The sequence below is a fragment of the Streptomyces sp. NPDC107454 genome, from assembly GCF_055582885.1.
On sequence record NZ_JBVJPA010000032.1, the window covers coordinates 19,612 to 38,804 of the forward strand.

The 19,193-nt window shown below is 70.6% G+C and carries 17 protein-coding genes; 4 read left to right on the forward strand and 13 right to left on the reverse strand.

Annotated features, from left to right (window positions below):
• Positions 1-489: 489 nt before the first annotated feature.
• Positions 490-2,493, forward strand: a complete 2,004-nt coding sequence (locus tag ACZ69M_RS48150; RefSeq protein WP_470060049.1) for a glycosyltransferase family 2 protein — start codon at positions 490-492, stop codon at positions 2,491-2,493.
• Positions 2,490-4,427 carry a radical copper oxidase GlxA gene (gene glxA, locus ACZ69M_RS48155; RefSeq protein ID WP_470060050.1) on the forward strand — a complete coding sequence of 646 codons (1,938 nt, stop codon included), beginning with the start codon at positions 2,490-2,492 and terminating at the stop codon, positions 4,425-4,427. Before ACZ69M_RS48150 ends, glxA begins: the two co-directional genes overlap by 4 nt.
• 162 nt (positions 4,428-4,589) lie before the next feature.
• On the opposite strand, the gene ACZ69M_RS48160 is transcribed toward glxA, so the two are convergent.
• From ACZ69M_RS48160 to ACZ69M_RS48220, 13 genes are all read right to left on the reverse strand, one after another.
• Positions 4,590-5,606 (reverse strand): glycoside hydrolase family 6 protein, encoded by a 1,017-nt coding sequence (locus ACZ69M_RS48160; protein ID WP_470060051.1) that lies wholly within the window; start codon positions 5,604-5,606, stop codon positions 4,590-4,592.
• Between the two features lie 329 nt (positions 5,607-5,935).
• On the reverse strand, positions 5,936-6,601 hold the full coding sequence (locus tag ACZ69M_RS48165) for a class F sortase (RefSeq protein WP_470060090.1): 666 nt from the start codon (positions 6,599-6,601) through the stop codon (positions 5,936-5,938).
• Positions 6,602-6,614: 13 nt separating this feature from the next.
• Entirely contained in the window at positions 6,615-7,226 is a 612-nt protein-coding gene (locus ACZ69M_RS48170) for a hypothetical protein (RefSeq protein ID WP_470060052.1), read from the reverse strand.
• A 154-nt stretch (positions 7,227-7,380) separates the two neighbouring features.
• The gene (locus ACZ69M_RS48175) at positions 7,381-8,160 is read right to left on the reverse strand and encodes an HAD-IIA family hydrolase (protein ID WP_075029148.1); all 780 of its coding nucleotides are present in this window, start codon (positions 8,158-8,160) and stop codon (positions 7,381-7,383) included.
• Positions 8,161-8,259: 99 nt separating this feature from the next.
• On the reverse strand, positions 8,260-9,345 hold the full coding sequence (locus ACZ69M_RS48180; protein ID WP_470060053.1) for a 2-aminoethylphosphonate ABC transporter substrate-binding protein: 1,086 nt from the start codon (positions 9,343-9,345) through the stop codon (positions 8,260-8,262).
• A gap of 57 nt (positions 9,346-9,402) precedes the next feature.
• A complete protein-coding gene (locus ACZ69M_RS48185; RefSeq protein WP_470060054.1) occupies positions 9,403-10,200 on the reverse strand; it encodes an ABC transporter permease in 798 nt (265 codons plus the stop codon).
• Positions 10,187-11,041, reverse strand: coding sequence for a 2-aminoethylphosphonate ABC transporter permease subunit (locus tag ACZ69M_RS48190; protein ID WP_470060055.1), 855 nt, complete (start codon positions 11,039-11,041; stop codon positions 10,187-10,189). Before ACZ69M_RS48190 ends, ACZ69M_RS48185 begins: the two co-directional genes overlap by 14 nt.
• Complete coding sequence (locus ACZ69M_RS48195; protein ID WP_470060056.1) at positions 11,034-12,095, reverse strand: ABC transporter ATP-binding protein; 1,062 nt, start codon at positions 12,093-12,095, stop codon at positions 11,034-11,036. The genes ACZ69M_RS48190 and ACZ69M_RS48195 overlap by 8 nt, the downstream gene beginning before the upstream one ends.
• Positions 12,092-12,829 (reverse strand): HAD family hydrolase, encoded by a 738-nt coding sequence (locus tag ACZ69M_RS48200; protein ID WP_470060057.1) that lies wholly within the window; start codon positions 12,827-12,829, stop codon positions 12,092-12,094. The genes ACZ69M_RS48195 and ACZ69M_RS48200 overlap by 4 nt, the downstream gene beginning before the upstream one ends.
• Positions 12,830-12,834: 5 nt before the next feature.
• Positions 12,835-13,959, reverse strand: coding sequence for a TIGR03364 family FAD-dependent oxidoreductase (locus ACZ69M_RS48205; protein WP_470060058.1), 1,125 nt, complete (start codon positions 13,957-13,959; stop codon positions 12,835-12,837).
• 178 nt (positions 13,960-14,137) lie between these two features.
• Entirely contained in the window at positions 14,138-14,896 is a 759-nt protein-coding gene (locus ACZ69M_RS48210) for a GntR family transcriptional regulator (protein ID WP_470060059.1), read from the reverse strand.
• 48 nt (positions 14,897-14,944) lie between these two features.
• Positions 14,945-16,069 carry a hypothetical protein gene (locus tag ACZ69M_RS48215; protein ID WP_470060060.1) on the reverse strand — a complete coding sequence of 375 codons (1,125 nt, stop codon included), beginning with the start codon at positions 16,067-16,069 and terminating at the stop codon, positions 14,945-14,947.
• Between the two features lie 256 nt (positions 16,070-16,325).
• A complete protein-coding gene (locus ACZ69M_RS48220) occupies positions 16,326-17,555 on the reverse strand; it encodes an ROK family transcriptional regulator (RefSeq protein ID WP_470060061.1) in 1,230 nt (409 codons plus the stop codon).
• Between the two features lie 48 nt (positions 17,556-17,603).
• Between ACZ69M_RS48220 and ACZ69M_RS48225 the strand changes: the two genes are divergently transcribed.
• A complete protein-coding gene (locus ACZ69M_RS48225) occupies positions 17,604-18,683 on the forward strand; it encodes a Gfo/Idh/MocA family oxidoreductase (RefSeq protein WP_470060062.1) in 1,080 nt (359 codons plus the stop codon).
• Positions 18,680-19,144 carry a heme-degrading domain-containing protein gene (locus ACZ69M_RS48230; RefSeq protein ID WP_470060063.1) on the forward strand — a complete coding sequence of 155 codons (465 nt, stop codon included), beginning with the start codon at positions 18,680-18,682 and terminating at the stop codon, positions 19,142-19,144. The genes ACZ69M_RS48225 and ACZ69M_RS48230 overlap by 4 nt, the downstream gene beginning before the upstream one ends.
• Positions 19,145-19,193 lie beyond the last annotated feature (49 nt).

Below are 19,193 nucleotides of genomic sequence, written 5' to 3' on the forward strand. Positions count from 1 at the left end.
GCGTGAGGGGCCCTTCGGCTTATGGGCGGGGCGGGATCCCTTTTTGGGCGGGGCGGGCTCCCCACGGACACAACCGGCGCAAAGAGTCGCATAGAGGCGCATACGGGCCGGGCATATGCGCCCGGCGTATGGGGCGGTGACCCCATCTTCGTACACGCGTCCCAATTAGCGCGTATGACCGGTTAACACCGCGTTTCGCATCTTGCGATCATGATGAACGCCGTAGAACCCTGGGCTTCAAGGGACTGTCGATACCTGACAGTTGGGGGTATGGCCGGTTGCGACCATGGGGGGTTGGGGGCCCCGTTCATGAACCGATGCCGAGGGGGGCATCATGCAACCGGAAGGTCGCATTTCTATGTCTCCCTTGTGTGGAGGGTGTGGTGATGCCGACCTGCCAGCATGCGTCCGTGACGGTCAAGGGGGACTCGAACGGGCGACAAGAACCGACGAACACGCACCTGGACGTGCGTGCGGGGGGAATGACTCATGACGTCGACGCCGACGGGCGCCCGGCAGAACTTCGACCCGTCTGAGACGACCCAGCTCCGGATGCCATCGCACCGGACCGGCAGCAACTTCCGCAGGATCAAGAAGACCCTGCCGAGATACGACTACGAGCACTACAGCCGGCTCGCGGGTCCCCTCACACAGCCCGATCCGGACAAGCCGTACAAGGTGCAGTACCGCTCGCTGCTGTCCCAGGAGCCGCACCGCATACGAGCCGCCCTGATGCTGGGCGCCGCACCGCTGCTGTCGCTGATCCTGCTGGGCTGGCTGCTCCAGCCGGAGCACTGGACCGAACGCGACTACCCGGCCTACGACTTCCTGCCGGTGCTCGACATCGTGATGCTGGTCTCGATCGGCCTGATCGAGTTCTTCCGCTGCATGAACGTGCTGTCGAACGCGCACGCCACCCTGGTCGCCCGCGACCCGATCCCGGTGGTCCCGGAGACCGGCACCAGAGTCGCCTTCCTCACCTCCTTCGTGCCCGGCAAGGAACCTCTCGCCATGGTGACCAAGACCCTGGAGGCGGCCGTCAAGCTGCGCCACCGGGGCCTTCTGCACATCTGGCTCCTAGACGAGGGTGACGACCCGGAGGTGAAGGAGGTCTGCGAGCGCCTGGGCGTGCACCACTTCTCCCGCAAGGGCGTCGCGAAGTGGAACCAGGCCAAGGGCCCGCACCGCGCCAAGACCAAGCACGGCAACTACAACGCCTGGCTGGAGGCGCACGGCGACGAGTACGACTTCTTCGCCTCGGTCGACACCGACCACGTGCCGCTGCCCAACTATCTGGAGCGGATGCTCGGCTTCTTCCGCGACCCGGACATCGGCTTCGTCATCGGCCCGCAGGTCTACGGCAACTACGACAACCCCATCACCAAGGCCGCCGAATCCCAGCAGTTCCTCTTCCACGCGCTGATCCAGCGGGCCGGCAACCGCTACGGCGCGCCGATGTTCGTGGGCACCTCCAACGCCGTACGCATCAAGGCGCTCAAGCAGATCGGCGGTCTGTACGACTCGATCACCGAGGACATGGCGACCGGCTTCGAGATGCACCGCGCCAAGAACCCGGCGACGGGCAAGAAGTGGCGCTCGGTCTACACCCCGGACGTCCTCGCGGTCGGTGAGGGCCCGAACGCCTGGACGGACTTCTTCACCCAGCAGCTGCGCTGGTCCCGGGGCACGTACGAGACGATCCTCAAGCAGTACTGGAAGGGCTTCTTCTCGCTGCCGCCGAGCAAGCTCTTCAACTACACCATGATGATCATCTTCTACCCGATGTCCGCCCTCAACTGGATCCTCGCGGCCCTCAGCTGCGCACTCTTCCTGGGCCTGGGCGCATCCGGTGTGAACATCGACCCGACGGTCTGGCTGATGCTGTACGGCAACGCCTCCGCGCTGCAGATCGGCCTGTACGTGTGGAACCGCCGGCACAACGTCTCCCCGCACGAGCCCGAGGGCTCGGGCGGCGTGGCGGGCATGATCATGTCGGCGCTCTCCGCGCCGATCTACGCCCGCTCGCTGATGGACGCGGTGCTGCGCCGCAAGAGCAAGTTCGTGGTGACCCCCAAGGGTGATTCGGCCAGTCCCGACACACTGTTCGGGACCTTCCGGATCCACCTGTTCTTCATCCTGGTCTTCGCCGGCTCGATCGTCGCCGGACTCCTGCTCGGGCACTCCCACCCCGCGATGATCACCTGGGCCTCCTTCGCCCTGCTGATCACCGCCTCGCCGATCCTCGCCTGGCGGTGGGCCCTGCGCCAGGCGAAGAAGAAGCCGACGGCGGCGCCCGCCTCACCCGAGGAGACGGTGCCGCTGCCCGCTCAGGCCTCGGCGCCCCAGCAGGAGCAGCACGCGCCCCATGCCCCCCATGCCCCGCACGCCCCGCAGCACAAGCCCAGCTGGGCGGCTGCGCAGGGACAGGGCGGCGGCAGCGGCGCGGGCAATGACCAGACCATGCAGATTTCCCTTGGGGGACGTAAAAAATGAAAGACGGTGCCCGTCGCCGCCGTGCTCGTCGTCTTGCGATAGGCGGGGCGGTGGTGCTCGCGCTGGCCGGGATGAACGGGCCGTGGGTGTACCGCTTCAGCACGGAGAAATACCACGACTACACGATCAACAAGCCCGAGTACAAGGCCAAGAACGGGCACTGGGACATCATCCAGTTCCCCAAGGAGTACAGACAGAACACCATCCACGCGGCCCTGCTGCACACCGGCAAGATCCTGCTGATCGCGGGCTCGGGCAACAACCAGGACAACTTCGACGCGAAGAAGTTCGACACGCGGATCTGGGACCCGGTCAAGGGCACCATCAAGAAGATCCCGACGCCCGCCGACCTGTTCTGCACGGGCCACACCCAGCTCGCCAACGGCAATCTGCTGATCGCGGGCGGCACCAAGCGGTACGAGACGCTGAAGGGTGACGTCACCAAGGCGGGCGGCCTGATGGTCGTCCACAACGAGAACCCGGACAAGCCGATCACGCTGCCCGCGGGCACCAGGTTCACCGGCAAGGAGAACGGCAAGACGTTCGTCTCCAAGGACCCGGTGCTCGTCCCGCGCGCGACGAAGGTCTTCGACAAGGCGACCGGCAAGTTCCTGCGCAACGACCCGGGCCTCGGCCGTATCTACGTCGAGGCTCAGCAGAGCGGCCAGAAGTACGAGACGGGCACCCAGGACAACTACCGCATCCAGGGCCTGACCGGCGCCGACGCCCGCAACACCTACGGCATCGCACAGAAGCTCGCCCTGGACAAGAAGGACTTCCAGGGCATCCGGGACGCGTACGAGTTCGATCCGGTCGCCGAGAAGTACATCAAGGTCGACCCGATGAACGAGGCCCGCTGGTACCCGACGCTCACCACCATGAGCGACGGCAAGATCCTCAGCCTCTCCGGTCTGGACGAGATCGGCCAGCTGGTCCCGGGCAAAAACGAGGTGTTCGACCCGAAGACCAAGAAGTGGACGTACACCAAGGGAATCCGCCAGTTCCCGACCTACCCGGCGATCTCCCTGATGCAGAACGGCGAGATGTTCTACTCGGGCTCGAACGCGGGCTACGGACCGGACAACGTGGGCCGCGACCCCGGCGTCTGGGACGTGGCCACCAACAAGTTCACCAAGCTGCCGGGCCTGAGCGACCCCAACATGATGGAGACGTCCGGCACGGTGCTGCTGCCGCCCGCGCAGGACGAGAAGTACATGGTGATCGGCGGCGGCGGGGTCGGCGAGTCCAAGCTGTCCAGCAAGAAGACCCGGCTGATCGACCTCAAGGACAAGAACCCGAGGTTCGTGGACGGGCCCGAACTGGAGAAGGGCACCCGCTACCCGCAGTCCTCGATCCTGCCGGACGACTCCGTCCTCGTGTCCGGCGGCTCCGAGGACTACCGGGGGCGCAGCGACTCCAACATCCTCCAGGCGCGGATCTACAACACCAAGTCGAACACCTTCGACCGGGTCGCCGATCCGCTGGTGGGCCGCAACTACCACTCGGGCTCGATCCTGCTGCCCGACGGCCGGGTGATGTTCTTCGGATCCAACTCGCTCTACGCGGACAAGGCCAACACCAAACCGGCCACGTTCGAGCAGCGCATCGAGATCTACACGCCGCCGTACCTCTACCGGGACTCGCGGCCCGATCTGACCGGCGGCCCGAAGACGATCGCGCGCGGCGGCTCGGCGACGTTCACCTCGCGGCACGCGTCGACCATCAGGACGGCCCGGCTGATCCGGCCGAGCGCGTCCACGCACGTCACCGACGTCGATCAGCGGTCCATCGCGCTGGACTTCAAGAAGACGAAGAACGGGGTCACGGTGACCGTGCCGACGAACCGGAATCTCGTGGAGTCCGGTTGGTACATGCTGTTCGTGACGGACGACCAGGGGACGCCGAGCGAGGCGCAGTGGGTCAAGGTGCCTTGATTTCCGAGAGTTGTACGTGAGAGGCGGCGCCTTCCTCGCGAAGGTCGCCGCCACCTCACCCAGGGGCGCGGGGCTGTGACATATGCGGCTCCGCCGCGTGGGCGCGACAAGCCACGACGTGCCCGCAGCCGCCGAACCACCAGCGCCCCCGGGCTCGTTCGCTCAGTCGCTGGCCTTCGCGAGCTTCAGCGCGTACTCCGCCCACCAGTCGCCCGCCTTCGGACCCCCCTTGCACTCCCCGTCCGACTCACCGGGCCGCTTGACCCACAGATACGCGTCGACGAGCGGATCGGCGGTCTTGGTCGTCGGGGTCTCGCCCAGCGCGCGCCCCGGCGGATTGCACCAGTTCTCGTCCGCGTCGCCGGCCGTGTAGGGGCCGTTTCCGTTGCGGCTGGTGTCGATGACGAAGTGCTTGCCGCCGACCTTCGCGGACAGTTGCCTGCCGTACGCGATGGAGTCCTTGGTCGAGTAGAAGTTGGAGACGTTGACGGAGAAGCCGTCGGCCTGGTCGATGCCCGCCCGCTTCAGCGACTGGAAGATCTGGTCGGGGTGGCCCCAGCCCGCGTTGCCCGCGTCGAGGTACACCTTCGTGTTCTTCAGGGCCTTGAGCTTGGTGACCGCGGTCTCGAGCAGGAAGTACCGCTCCTCCTGGAACTGCGCCGGAGTGCACTGGTTGACCAGGTGCAGAATCGCGTCCGGCTCCAGGATCACCGTGGCGGGCCGGTCCTGGATGCCGCGGGCGACCCCGTCGATCCAGGCCTTGTAGGCGTCGCCGTCCGCCGCGCCGCCCTGCGAGAACTGGCCGCAGTCGCGGTGCGGGATGTTGTAGAGGACCAGGATGGCCGCCCGGTCGGCCTGCTGCGCCGCCTCGGTGAAACCGCGCGCCTCCTGCTCGGGATTCTCCGGCCCGATCCACTCGCCGGTCGGCTGTTCGGCTATCTTGCGGATCTGCTCGGCGTCGTCCTTCTTGCCCGCCTTGACATACGCGGTGACCTGCTCGGCCGCGTTGCCCGCCGGGTTGACCCAGAACGGGTCGGAGTTCTTGGGCTGTTGAGTGACCTTGGAACCGGAACCGTCGCTCTTGTCGCCGCCGCCCCCGGAGGAACACCCCGCGAGCACCAGCAACGCCCCCACCACCGCGACGGACGCCCGAGCCCCGGCCCCCTTGCTGCCGTACATGCAACTCCCCCTCGGGTGCACTGTCCTTGGGGTCAATCGTGACATAGGTGGCGCCTCGCCCACGAGATCGCCCGCGTCTTATCGGTGAGCTGTTACAGCCCCCGAGACAGGTCCTAGGCCAGAACGCTCATACGTTCTAGAGTTGCCTCAAACGGACCCAGAACCTCCCGCGCCGACCGCCGGGTTACTCCCGCAGCCCGTGCGCGCGCGGTCGAGGACCAGCCCGGTCGGCGGCTCCGGGGGGAGCGGGCCGCCGACCGGGCCAGGTGGAGCCGGTCACCGGGGCACCGGCCGCATTCACCCGAATCGTCGTCCGCGGGTCACCCGCATCACCGTCCGTGGCCCGTGAGGTACGCCGACACGACCACGTTCGCGGTGTAGGTGCGGCTCACCCGGTCGAAGGTGCCGCCGCAGGTGACGAGCCGCAGCTCGGCCCGCCCCGACTCCCGTGGCCCGTAGGCCTGTCGGGCGTCGAAGTGGTCGCGCGGGAAGACCTGCACATCGTCCACGGTGAACTCGGCGACGGTCCCGTCGTCGCGGACCACCCGGACCGTCTGCCCCGGCCGTACCGTGCTGAGTTTGTAGAAGACCGCGGGCCGGGTCTCGGTGTCGACGTGCCCCACGAACAGCGCGGTCCCGGCCGCCCCCGGCCGCACCCCGGCGGCGTACCAGCCGACCACGCCCGGCTGGTCGAAGGGCGGCGGATCGATCGCCCCCTGTCTGTCGAGCCCGCGGCCCACGACGGGCGCCTGCACCCCCATCGAGGGAATGTCGATGCGCTGCGGCGCGGCGCTCGTCAGCGGCTTCAACGCGGGTGGCAGCCGTACCTCGGGCGGTCGTCCGACCGCCGCGATGTCCCCCGTCGTCGGCGCCGCTATCCCCTGCCGTACGTCGGTCAGGTCGCGGCCCCACAGCCACAGCCCGAGCAGCAGCACCGCCCAGGCGACACCGGTCAGCAGCCGGCCGGCGCCGGAGGAACGCCCGTGTTCGGGCATGTAGTCGGACATGTCAGTCCCGGGAGTCGTGGCCCCGGCGCGCGCTGCGGACCGCGACCGCCACCGCGGCGGCGCTCGCGAGGATGAGGCCGATCACCGCGTGCTTGGTGCCGGGGCTCGACGAGCGGGCGTCCACCGAGGCGAAGTGCGCGGTGCCGCCGCCGCCCGCGTGCACGGGGGCGACGGGCGAGGCCGGGCCGGTCGGGACGGCCAGGACGGACGACAGGGCGTTCGGGACGGCGAGCGCGGACGACAAGGCGTTCGGGACGGCGAGGGCGGACCTCAGGGAGGTCGGGCCGCCCGGCGCGGTGACCGTGACCGTGCCGGTCACCCGGTCCTGGCGGCCGTCACAGCTGACCTTGACCTCGTAGGCACCGGGCGTGGCCGAGGAGCGGACGCGGGTGTCGCCGGTGAGCGCCCCGCCCTGGCCGGTGAGCCGCGCGTCGGCGACGAACGCCGACGAGACCGCGGTACCGGTCGTCCCCGTACAGCCCAGCGCCCGCAGCTGGACGTCGCTGCCGGGGGCCGGGGACACGGGAGAGACAAAGACGCCGCCGTCGGCCGCGTACGCGGCGGGAGTGAACGCCGCCGCGTACGCGGCACCGGCACAGAGAGTGAGTCGCACACAGAGAGCGAGTCGACATGAACCCATCGTGAACCTCCAGATACCTGGAGACTCCCCCGCCTGGTCGCGGGTCGCATCCTCAGACGCCCCCCGACTACTCCAAACGGGTCTCGAAAGGTTTGGCGCGGACCGGTGGCCCTCGGCCCGCGCGACGTCAGATCCGCTCGACGAGGTCCGCGATCGAGTCCACGATCCTGGAGGGCCGGAAGGGGTACTGCTCGATCTCCTCGCGGGTGGTCAGCCCGGTGAGAACGAGATAGGTCACCATGCCCGCCTCGAGGCCGGCCAGGACGTCCGTGTCCATCCGGTCGCCGATCATCGCGCTGGTCTCGGAGTGCGCCCCGATGGCGTTGAGCCCCGTCCGCATCATCAGCGGGTTCGGCTTGCCGGCGAAGTAGGGCTGCTTGCCGGTCGCCTTGGTGATCAGCGCGGCCACCGCGCCGGTCGCGGGCAGCGGGCCCTCGGCGGACGGGCCGGTCTCGTCGGGGTTGGTGGCGATGAACCGGGCGCCGCCCTTGATCAGCCGGACCGCCTTGGTCATGGCCTCGAAGGAGTACGTACGGGTCTCGCCGAGGACCACGTAGTCCGGCTCGTGGTCGGTCAGGACGTACCCGATGTCGTGCAGTGCCGTGGTCAGGCCCGCCTCGCCGATGACGTACGCGGTACCGCCGGGCCGCTGGTCGTCCAGGAACTTGGCGGTGGCGAGCGCGGAGGTCCAGATGTTCTCGACCGGCACGTCCAGGCCCATGCGCCGCAGCCTGGCGTGCAGGTCACGAGCGGTGTAGATCGAGTTGTTGGTGAGCACCAGGAACGGCTTCCCGGACTCCCGCAGCTTCTTGACGAAGGCGTCCGCGCCGGGAATCGGCACACCCTCGTGGATGAGGACGCCGTCCATGTCGGTGAGCCACGACTCGATGGGCTTGCGCTCTGCCATGGTGCTGGTTCTCCTGCCGTCCTGGCGTACGTACGCACACGATCCGGGGGCGCCGGAACGACGATGTGCCGACGCCCCCAGCCTAGTCAGGGTGGAGTGTCAGCTTCCCGTGGCCGTCTTCCAGTCCTCGACGTACGAGGTCAGGTTCTTGTCGATGTCGGCCCAGTCCGGCTCGAAGAGCGCGACGCCGTCCATGAGCTTGGTCAGGGCGATGGCGTTCGCGTCGGTGGCCTTGACGTCCTTACGTGCGGAGAAGCCGCCGCCGATCTCGCTGACCTGCTGCTGCGCCTTGGCGGACAGCATGAAGTCGAGGAGCTTCCTGCCGTTGTCCGCGTGCGGGGCCTTGGTGACGAGTCCCGCGGCGTACGGGAGGGCGAAGGTGGTGGGCTTCCCGGCGGCGTCGGAGGCCTTGTCCGTGGCCTTCGGGAACCAGATGCCCAGGTTCGGCATGTCCTTGGACTGGGCGTAGTTCATCTGGACGTCGCCGTTCGCGACGAGGAGTTCGCCCTTGTCGACCTTGGGCGCGAGTTTGCCGGTGGAGGCGGACGGGCCGACGTTGTTGGCCTGGAGCTTCTTCAGGTAGGCGAGCGCCTGTTCCTTGCCGCCGAAGTCGTGGATCGCCTTGACGAGCACGGCGGTTCCGTCTCCGGCGACGCCCGGGGTGGAGTACTGGAGCTTGTTCTTGTACCGCGCGTCGAGCAGCTCCTCCCAGCTGGTGGGCGCCTGCTTCAGCTCCTTCTTGTCGTAGACGAAACCGAAGTAGTTGTTGACGACGCAGGTCCAGGTGGCGTCGGCGGCCTTGTCGCCGCCGGCGACCTGGTCGGAGCCCTTCGGGGTGTACTTCTGCAGCAGCCCCTTGCCGTCGGCCTGCTGGATGAACGGCGGGAGGGTGACGAGCACGTCGGCCTGCGGGTTGGTCTTCTCGCGGACGGCGCGCTGGACCATCTCGCCCGAGCCGCCCTCGACGTACTTGACCTTGATCCCGGTCTGCTTCTCGAAGTCCTTGAAGACCTGGTCGTACCAGCCGTCGCCGTTCTCGCCCTTGAGGCCGTCGGCGCTGTAGACGGTGACGACCTTGGCGTCGGAGGCGCTGGAGGCGCCGCCGCAGGCGGTGAGGGTGGCGGCGAGGGCGAGGCTGCCGACGACGGCGGCGATCGGCTTGAGGTGGTGGAGGTTTCTGGGCATGGCGAGATGAACTCCTTGCGATGTCGGGAAGGTTGGCCGATCAGGATCTGATCGGGGTCAGCGGTAGGAGGCCTTGGTGCGGATCCGGGAGACGGCGAACAGGACGAGCACCGTCGTGGTCATGAGGACGACCGCGAGCGCGGAGCCGGTGAAGAGGGCGCCGCGGTCCGAGGCCGCGTAGATCTGGACGGGCAGCGGGGTCCAGTCGGGCGGGTAGAGCATCATGGTGGCGCTCAGCTCGCCCATGGACAGGGCGAAGCAGAGCCCCGCGGCGGCGGTCAGCGAGGGCAGCAGCAGCGGCAGCCGCACCCTCCACAGCACGTACGAGGGCCGGGCGCCGAGCGAGGCGGCGGCCTGTTCGTAGGCCGGGTCGAGACGGGCGAGGGCGGCCGACACCGACTGGTGGGCGAAGGCCGTGACCAGAACGGTGTGCGCGAGGATGACGATCCACCGGGTGCCGTTGAGCAGCATCGGCGGCTTGGAGAAGGCGACGAGGATCGCGAGGCCCACGACGACCGAGGGCACGGCGACCGGCAGCATGAACAGGGCGTCCAGAACCCGTCTGCCGCGCTTCTTGAGCGCGTGCGCGGCGAGCGCCGCCCAGGTGCCGACGACCAGTGCGAGCAGGCTCGCGGTGACCGCCGTGACCAGGCTGGTGGTGAGGGCCTGGAGGGATTCGCCGCGGGTGGCGGCCGTGTAGTGCCCGGTGGTGAAGCCGGACGGGAGCGCGCTCGACCAGTTCGTGGCGAACGACGCGGCGAGGACGACGAGCAGCGGCAGGGCGAACAGGGGCAGGAAGAGCAGGAAGAAGACGGCCCAGATGGCCCACTTCCCCTTGCGGCTATGCACCAGCACGGCGGCTCACCACCCGGTAGAGGCCGTAGAGCCCGACGGAGACGAGGACGTTGACGACGGCGACCACGCACGCGCCCGGATAGTCGGACTCCAGGATCGCCTTGCTGTAGACGAGCATCGGCAGGGTCGTGACGCCCTTCGCCCCGGTGAACAGGACGATCCCGAACTCGTTGAGGCAGAGCACGAGGACGAGGCTGCCGCCGGCCGCGAGCGCGGGCAGCGCCTCGGGCAGGATCACCTGCCGCACGATCCGGGCGGGCCGCGCCCCGAGGGAGGACGCCACCTCCAGCTGGGCGGTGTCGATCCCCGAGAAGGCGGCGAGCAGGGGCCGCATCACGAACGGGGTGAAGTACGTGATCTCGGCGAGGAGGACCCCCCACGGGGTGGTGAGGAACTGGAACGGCCCCTCGGCGGCACCGGTCACGTCCGTCCACATCCCGTTGGCCATGCCCACCGTGCCGTAGATGAACAGCAGAGCGAGCGTGACCAGGAAGGACGGGAAGGACAGGAAGACGTCGATGAACCTGGCGACGGCCTTCCCGCCGGGGAACGGCACGAACGCGATGACCAGGGCGAGCACGAACCCGAGCACGAGAGCGCCGGCGGTCGCCGCGACGGCGATCCAGACGGTCGTGCGGAGTGCCTCCAGGAAGGACGAGGACGCGAGGACGTCGGCGTACGGCTGGAGGGAGGTGCCCCCGGTGTCCGGCTGGAAGGACTGCTGGACGACGAGGGCGAGGGGGTAGAGGAAGACGAGTCCGAGGACGGCGACGGGCGGCAGGGCCCAGGCCCAGGCCGGTACGCGCGGACGGGACCTGGCGGCCGCCATGGCGCTAGACATCCCCGGTCACCCCTGCGGAGAGCAGCACCGCGTCCTCGGCTGCGAAGTGCACGGTGATCTCCTCCCCGAGAGCGGGCGGCTGCCGCAACTCCCGCAGGTCCACTTTGAGTCGGTGTCCGTCCACGTCGACGTAGAGCCGGTGGGTGGCACCGCGCCACTGCACCTCGGCCACCGACCCGGTGAGGGCGTTGGGTCCCCCGCCGAGTCCGACGAGGTGCGGCCGTACGCACAGCGTGGCGCTCGCGCCCTCGACGGCGTTGCCCGTCGACACCTTGAGCTCGGTCCCGCCGAAGGCGACACCTCCCGCGCCCACGGTCACCGGCAACAGGTTCGCGTTGCCCACGAACGACGCCGTGAACGCGGTCCTCGGCGCCCGGTACAGCTCCCGCGGCGTCCCCACGTCCTGCAACCGCGCCTTGTCCATCACCGCGATCCGGTCGGCCAGCGTCAGCGCCTCGATCTGGTCGTGGGTGACGTACAGGATCGACATGTCGGGCAACTCCCGGTGCAGCCGGGCGAGTTCGGCCAGCATCCCCGACCGCAGCTGCGCGTCGAGCGCGGACAGCGGCTCGTCGAGCAGGAGGACGCCGGGCCGGATGGCGAGCGCCCGCGCGATGGCGACCCGCTGCTGCTGCCCGCCGGACAGTTCCCGGGGATGGCGCCGGGCGTAGGCCGCCATCCCGGTCATCTCCAGCGCCTCGGCGACCCGTCCGCGGATCTCGCCCTTGGCGACCTTCTGCGCCCTGAGCCCGAAGGCGACGTTGTCCTCGACCCGCATGTGCGGGAACAGCGCGTACTGCTGCACCACCATGCCGACGCCGCGCCGGTGGGGCGGCAGAGCGGTCACGTCCCGGTCGCCGATGAACACCCGGCCAAAGGCGGGCCGCACGAACCCGGCGACGGCCCGCAGCGCGGTGGTCTTCCCGGACCCGGACGGCCCGAGCAGCGCCATCACCTCGCCGGGCTCGACGCCGAGATCGAGGGAGTCGAGGACCGTGGTGCCGTCGTACGCGACGGACACCCGGTCGAAGCGGATGCCGCTGCCGCCGCTCATCGCCCGCCTCCGGGATACGGGTCGTCTCCGGGGAGCCGGTCGGCTCCGGTGAGGCCGTCGAGCAGGGCGGGGAGTTCGGCCACCGAGCTGAGCACATGGCCGGCCCCGGCCGCGCGCAGCGCCTCGTCGCCGTGTGCCCCGGTGAGCACACCGACCACCACGCCCGCCCCGGCGCGTACCCCGCTGAGCATGTCGTACGAGGTGTCGCCCACGACCGCGACCTGCTGGACGCCCTCCGCGGCCTTGGTGCGCAGGAAGGCCTCCAGGACCATGTCGGGGTACGGCCGCCCGCGGCCTCCGGCGTCGGCCGGGCACAGCGTGAGCGGCACCAGCCCTCGCCAGCCGAGGGCGTCGAGGATGGCGTCCTGGGTGACGCGGGCGAACCCGGTGGTCAGGACGACGGTACGGCCGCTCGCCTGGAGTTCCTCGATCGCCTCGCGCGCCCCGGCGATCGGCGCGAGGCGCCCACCGTCGACGAGTTCCCCGTACGCCTTCTCGAAGGCGTCGTTGGCCCGCCGGGCGAGGGACTCCTCGCCGAACAGGTGCCGGAAGACGGAGATCTTGGACTCGCCCATGGTGGCCCGGACGTGGTCGAGTTTCCTGGTGTGGTCGGCGGACCCGGGCTCGACGCCCAGCTCCCCGGCGGCCACGGCGAAGGCCTGCTCCACCAGGCCGCCGTCGGCGACGGTGGTGCCCGCCATGTCGAGCACGACGAGTCGTATGTCCTCGGTCATTTCTTTCACCATCCCAAGTCGTCGGCGGTCGTTTCGGCGATGGCGGGCGAACAGGTCATGCCGCGCCCACCGGGCCCGGTGACCAGCCACACCCCGTCCCGCACCTGCTGCCTGTGCACGACTCGGCTCGGGTCGGTGCACTGCGCGTACACCCCGGCCCAGCGGCGCCGGATCTTCGGCAGCGGGCGGCCGAGGAAGGACTCGACGACCTCGGTGAGGTGGTCGTAGGGGTCTTCGAGGGTGTCGAAGGCGAAGGGGTGCTCGTACTCGTGGGTGTCGCCGATGGTCAGCCCGCCGTCCGCGCGCTGCACCATGAGCAGCTGCATCCGGTGCGCGGCGGCGATCGGGGCCTGCGGCTGGTGTGCGTCCAGGTCGTCGAGGGCGGGGCTGCGGTACGCGGGGTAGTACCGGAAGCTGTCGGCGTCGGCGACGGAGGTGGTGAGCGGCTCGCCCAGCGGTTCGGTCTGCATCATCTGCAGCCGCACCCGCCGTACGGGCAGCTCGGGCCCGGCCAGCTCCCGTACGAGACCGCCGAGCCAGGCGCCCGTGCACAGCACGACGACGTCACCGGTGTGGACGTCCCCGTGGTCGTCGCGCACGGCGTGCTCTCCGACGACGTCACGGACCTCGCGCCCCGGCAGGAAGGTGTAGTTCGGGGACTTCGACAGCTCTGCGCGGAGGGCGAGTTGGGCCGTGCGCGGCTCGACGGCCGCGTCGCGCTCGCAGAACAGGGCCGCTTCGAACGCACCCCGCAGGGCGGGGTTCACGGCGCGCGCCTCGTCCGCGGCGAGCAGTTTGTAGCCGCGGGCGGCGGCGTCCTCGCGGGCCAGGGCGGCCTCGGCGACGGCGAGCTCGCGCGGGTTGCGCACGGGGGTCAGCGATCCGCACGCCCGGAAGCCGACGTCCGGGACGCGTGCCCCGATCTCCTCCCACAGCTCCCGCGCCCGCAGGGCGGTCTCCAGCTCCTCTCCTCCGGCGCGACCACTCACCCAGATCTGCCCGAAGTTGCGCAGCGAGGCCCCGCGGGCCTCCGCCTCACGCTCGATCTGTACGACCTCGTGGCCGCGTTCCACTGCGTGCCAGGCGTGCAGGGTACCCACCACGCCGGCTCCGACGACTATCACTCTCACGACGGCCACGCTCCTCGGGAAGGGGGAATCAAAGGGGTCCGGACAGCATCCAGATGGTGAACCGCCCATCACGTTTGGGCTAGACCCGTTATCTTCTCGTGACAATACTTGCCCGAAAGGACGAGCTCCAGCCCGCTCCGGCCCGCCGCGCGTCAGCTGCCGGGATACGCGGTGAACGTCACCTGCCCAGGTGCGCCGTGAACGAGAACCGGTCCCCCCGGTACAGCGTCCGCACCCGCTCCAGCGGCCGCCCCTTCGTGTCCCGCGAGACCCGGTGGATCAGCAGCATCGGCAGCGCGGGCGGCGTGCCGATGAGCAGCGCCTCGCGCGGCGTCGCCAGCACCGTCTCGATCCGCTCGTCCGCGTCACCGAACGCGATGCCGAGCCGGTCGTGGAGGTAGGCGTAGAAGGAGGAGTCGGGGTCGAAGTCACGGTCGAGGTCGGGCACCCGGGCCACGGCGACGTACGTACTCTCCAGCCCGACCCGCTCGTCGTCGGCGAGCAGCACGCGCTCCATGTGCCAGACGGGCTCGCCGCGCGTCAGCCCCGCCTCGCCGGCCAGCGCCTGCGGACAGGGGAAGCGGTCGAGCGAGATGAGCGTACGACCGGGGGTGCGCCCCTGCCGCCGTACGCCTTCGGTGTAGCTCGCGAGGGAGAGCGGCTGCTCCAGTTTCGGTCCCGCCACGACCGTGCCGCGCCCCTGCCGCCGCAGCTTGCCTTCGAGCAGCAGCTCCCGCAGCGCCTGCCGTACGGTCTCGCGGGCCACCTCGTACTTCTCGGCGAGGTCGCGCTCGGTGGGCAGGAGTCCCCCTTCGCCCAATTCCTCGATCAGCGCGGCGATGTGCGCCTTGACCGCGTAGTACTTCGGGATACGGCCGTGCTCCGGGATGCCGGAGCGGACGGGGGCGCCGGGCGATTGGTCGTTCGGGTAGTCCACGGGGGGATGGTCGCAGATGCGGTACGGGCGGTGCGCCGGTGGGAGGGCTCAGCGACGCCGGAACCGGGACCAGCGGGAGGCCACTAAGAGCACGCCTCCGGCGGCGAACAGGGCGATGCCCACCGCCAGAGCGGCCTCGCGCGGCCCGGTCATGGCCAGCTCGTCCGCGGACGAGGACCCGTCCCGTTCCTTTCCTGCGGCGTCGCCGTCATCGTCACCGCCGTCGCGACCGCCGCCACCGGCACCGGCACCGGTGGGGCTGCTGGTGCCGGTGCCGGTCACGCCGCCCGTGCTGCTACCGGTGCTACTGCCCGTGGCGGTGCCGCTGGCGTCGGGAGCCGCGCTCGTACCGCCGCCGCCTCCGCCGTCACCGCCACCGCCACCACCGCCACCACCGCCACCGCCACCGCCTCCGCCACCGCCGTCACCTCCGCCGCTGCCTCCGCCATCGCTGCCCCCACCGCCCCCACCGTCCCCGGTGCCTCCGGTGCCTCCGGTGCCTCCGGTGCCTCCGGTGCCCCCCGTGTGGCCCGTGCCTCCCGTGCCCCCCGCGTCGACAACATCGCCGTCGTTCGTCTTGCTCTCGTCGTCGATCCGGAAGCGGTACGCGTTCGACTCCCCCACCCAGTCCCCGTCGTTGTTGTGGCGCTGCACCACGGCCGCGTTGGCGACGACGTCGTTCGGCACGGCGGCGTCGGAGGTCACGGAGAGGCGGACCTTCACGGTGAGCGTCCGGCCGGGTCCGACCGTGAACCCCGGGAACCCGTCGTCGAACGCCCCGATGTTCTCGTCCTGGTCGCTCTTCTCGAACTCGACGGGATGCGTGCGCTCCCCCTCGTAGAACTCCAGCCGCGCCTGTCCCGGCCGCAGTACCCGCTTGCTGTCCACGAGTACGACGATCGGGTGGATGTTTCCGCAGGTGTGCGCGGTGGTGTTGGTCAGGTCGATGTACCAGGTCCGGAAGTCGCCGCCGACGTCGTAGGCGTCCGGACCGCCGTGGATCCGGGTCTTGATCGGGAAGGCCCGGGTGTCGGGCGCGGCACAGGTGGGGCGGGGGCTCGCGGTGGGCCCGAGAGGCGTGAGCGCCTGTGCGGCGGGCGGCGGTGCGAGCCCGAGGCCCAGGGCGGGGGCAACGGCGGTCAGGGCGAAGGGGCTGGTCTTGCGCAGTCGCATGAGGGGCCTTTGCCGTTCAAGGGCGGCGGGAGGGGGTCGGGAGAGGGCTCGGAGCGTCGGGCGATGAGGGCAACGGCGTACAGGGCAACGGCCCCGTGACCGTCCCACACCGGCCGGCGCCCACCACCCCGCCACGCCCACGACACACCCCGCCCGGCCCCCGAAGTCCCCTCGAACGGCCGAGTCACCCCGCCCCGAAGCCCCTCAGAACAGCCGGGTCACCCGGCCGGGCACCCGCCCCGAACAGCCGGGCCGCTCAGTCCTCCCCGCGCCCGAACAACGGCGCCAGCAGCAACTGCGCCGCGCCCTCCGCGACCCCACGCGCCCCACCGGGCGCCACCCGCACCGGAATCGCCCCGTCGTCCACGCCCTCCAGCCGAGCCCGTTCCTCAAGAACGGCACCGACACCTCGTACGAAGGCCTCCTCGTGCGCGGCGACGGTACGCCCGCCGAGCAGCACGAGGTCGATGTCCAGCAGCCCCACCAGATTCGCGGCGCCCACCCCGAGCACCCGCGCCGCCTCACCCACGGCACCGCGGTCCACGGCGGCGAGACACAACGCCTCGATGCAGCCACGGTTGCCGCAGCCGCACGGGGGCCCGTCCAGCTGGATGACCTGATGCCCGAACTCCCCCGCGCCGGTACGCGCCCCCCGGTGCACGCCCCCACCGATCACGAGCCCCGCCCCGAGCCCCGTACCGAGATGCAGATAGGCGAAGGATTCGAGGGGGCTGGAGGAGCCGGGAGTGCCGAGAGAGTCAGTGGCGCCGGAAGAGTCGGCAGCGCCGGAAGAGCCGACGGAGACACCCCCCGACGCCCCGACTCCACTCCCCCTCCCCCTCACGCTCCCACTCCCCACCACCGCGATCCCCAACGCGGCCGCGTTCGTGTCCTTGTCCACCACCACGGGCACCCCGAGCCGCCCCGCCAGCGCGTCCCGCAGCGGGAACCCGTCCCACTCGGGGAACCCGGTGACCCGATGCAGCACACCCCGGGCATGGTCGAGCGGCCCCGGCAGGGCGACGCCCACGCCCAGTACGGACACCCCCGCCCCCGCGAGCAGCGTCTCGACCTCTCCCGCCGCCGACTCGACGACCGCGTCCGCCCCGGCCCCCAGATCGAGCGGAACCCGCCGCGCGGCGACCACCGCGCCGGTGAGGTCGCACAGCACGACCGTCAGCTCGTCGCGGTCGAGGTGGAGCCCGACCGCGTGCCCGGCCCCGGGCACGAGCCGCAGCACGGTCCGCGGCTTGCCGCCGGTCGACGCGCGGCGCCCCGCCTCCGCCGCCAGCCCGTCCGCCCGCAGCCGAGCGGTGATCTTGCTGACGGCCTGCGGGGTCAGCCCGGTGCGCTCGGCGAGTTCGAGCCGGCTGATGCCGCCCTCCCCGGCCGTGCGCAGCAGATCGAGCACGAGCGCGGCGTTGTGGCTGCGCAGGGCGAGCAGATTGACTCCCGACTCGGCGTTGGTCCTGTTCACGTACGCCATTGTCCCCCGCGCTTGCACTTTGGCAACAGCGTTGCGAAAGTGGATGCCATGACTGCTACTCCTCCCCTCCGCGTGGCCCTCGTCGGTTACGGCCTCGCGGGCTCCGTCTTCCACGCCCCGCTGATCGCCGCGACCGAGGGCCTGGCCCTGGACACGATCGTCACCTCGAACCCGGAGCGGCAGGAGCAGGCCCGCGCCGAGTTCGGCGACGGAGTCTCGTTCGCCGCCACGCCCGAAGAGCTCTGGGCGCGCGCCGACGAGCTGGACCTGATCGTCATCGCCTCCCCGAACAAGACCCACGTCCCGCTCGCGACCGCCGCCCTCAAGGCGGGGCTGCCGGTCGTCGTCGACAAGCCCCTCGCCGGTGCGGCGGCGGAGGCCCGCGAGCTGGCCGCGCTGGCCGAGGAGCGCGGCCTGCTCCTCTCCGTCTTCCAGAACCGCCGCTGGGACAACGACTTCCTGACCCTCCGCAAGCTGCTCGACGAGGGCGAGCTGGGCGACGTATGGCGCTTCGAGTCCCGTTTCGAGCGGTGGCGTCCGCAGCCCAAGGGCGGCTGGCGCGAGTCCGGCGACCCGGCAGAGATCGGAGGTCTCCTCTACGACCTCGGCAGCCACGTCGTCGACCAGGCCCTCGTCCTCTTCGGCCCCGCCGCCTCGGTGTACGCCGAGACGGACGTCCGCCGCCCCGGCGCGCAGACCGACGACGACACCTTCATCGCGATCACGCACACGAACGGCGTCCGCTCCCACCTCTACGTCTCCGCGACGACCGCCCAACTCGGCCCGCGCTTCCGCGTCCTGGGCTCGGCGGCCGGTTACGTGAAGCACGGCCTCGACCCGCAGGAGGCGGACCTGCGCGAGGGCAAGCGCCCCGACGCCACCGCCGAGTGGGGTGTCGAGCCCGAGTCCCTGTGGGGCCGCGTCGGCTCCGGAGAGTCCCCGCTCACGGGCGGCGGACGCCCCGAGCCCACGCTCCCGGGCGCGTACCCCGCGTACTACGCGGCCATCGCCGCCGCCCTCCGCGACGGCGCCCCGAACCCGGTCACCGCGCAGGAGGCCGCGGCCGCCCTCGACGTCCTGGAGGCGGCCCGCCGCTCCGCCACCGAGGGCACGGCGGTGTCCCTGTGAACGCGCCGGAGATCGCCGAACTGGAAGCACAGGAGCGCCGGCTGACGCTCCCGCACTTCACCCACGACGACGCGTGGGCCCTCGGGACCCTGCTCGTCGAACTCGCCCGTGAGCGGAGCGCCCCCGTCGCGATCGACATCCGCCGCGGCGGTCAGCAGCTCTTCCACGCGGCGCTGCCCGGCTCGACCCCGGACAACGACGCCTGGATAGACCGCAAGCGCCGCGTCGTCGAGCGCTACGGCTGCTCGTCCCTGCTGGTCGGCTCCCGCTTCCGCGCCAAGGGCACGACCTTCGAGGACTCCTCACGCCTCGACCCCGACACGTACGCGGCGCACGGCGGCGCGTTCCCGATCGCCGTCGAGGGCGCGGGCGTGATCGGCACGGTGGTGGTGTCCGGGCTGCCGCAACTGGAGGACCACGCCATGGTCATCGAGGCGCTGTCCCACTTCCTGGAAAAGTAGCCCCACACCCGCGCCCCTGTCTTTCTTTTCAGGGGCGCGGGGAACTGCG